Origin of the sequence: Frankia sp. AiPs1 (assembly GCF_023716945.1) — a bacterium.
In the GTDB taxonomy this organism is placed as follows: Bacteria; Actinomycetota; Actinomycetes; order Frankiales; family Frankiaceae; genus Frankia.
Window position 1 is genome coordinate 1 of the sequence record NZ_JAMQQF010001089.1, and the last position, 837, is coordinate 837.

At 78.0% G+C, this 837-nt stretch carries 1 protein-coding gene and 1 pseudogene; both read left to right on the forward strand.

Features of this window, described 5'->3' with window-relative positions:
* A partial coding sequence (locus ND748_RS33040) for a class I SAM-dependent methyltransferase (protein WP_251750162.1) occupies window positions 1–514 on the forward strand: 514 nt, incomplete at its 5' end.
* Window positions 511–837 (forward strand): annotated as a pseudogene (locus ND748_RS33045) (hypothetical protein); the annotation flags it as partial. The gene ND748_RS33040 and the pseudogene ND748_RS33045, both read left to right, overlap by 4 nt.

Here is an 837-nt window from a genome sequence, read left to right on the forward strand (position 1 = left end):
CGTCGGCGTCGACCTGTCCGCACCGGCGCTGCGGCAGGCCGCCGCGCACGGCGTCGCGGCGATCCGGGCCGACGTGCGGTGCCTGCCGTTCCAGGACGGACAGTTCCCCTGCGTCGTCGCCGGCGAGCTGTTCGAGCACCTCGAGGATCTGGAGGCCGCCTGCGCGGCGATCGCGCGGGTGCTCGCCCCAGGCGGGACGCTCGTCATCGACACGCTCGCCGACACGCTGTTCTGCCGAGTGGCCCTGGTGGGCGTCGCCGAGCGCCTGCCCGGGGGGCCGCCGCCGCGCATCCACGATCCTCGGTTGCTCGTCGCGCCCGACCGGTTGACCCGCGCGCTGGGCGGCTGCGGCATCGAGATGACGGTCGTGGGCGGCCTGCGCCCCTCGCTCGTCGACTACGCCCGCTGGCTGGCCCGCCGGGCCGACTCGGTGCGGATGCTGCCGACCGGGTCCACTGCCGGCGTCTACCAGGCGGTCGGCACCAGGATCGAGACCGGGAGGGCCGACCGATGACCGCCACGATCCCGGCGCCGCGCGGCCCGGCCGTCGACGGCGCGCGGCTCGCCGGGGGCGTCGTCGACGCGATCGCCGCCTCCGCCCGCGGCCGGGGGCTGCTGTGGGACGCCCGCGCCGGGCGCTGGTTCGCCGTCGCCGTGGCCGGTGCCCTGACGGCGGTGACGATCGCGCTGGCGCTGCGGCACGGCCCGGGGTGGACGTCGTCCGCGGCGGTCTGCCTGGACCTCGCCATGGGCTGGATCTGCGTCGCCGCGCTGCTGACCTGGCTGGCCGCGCTGCCCGCGCCGGCGGCGGCCTGCTGCGCCTACGCGGTGGTGGCC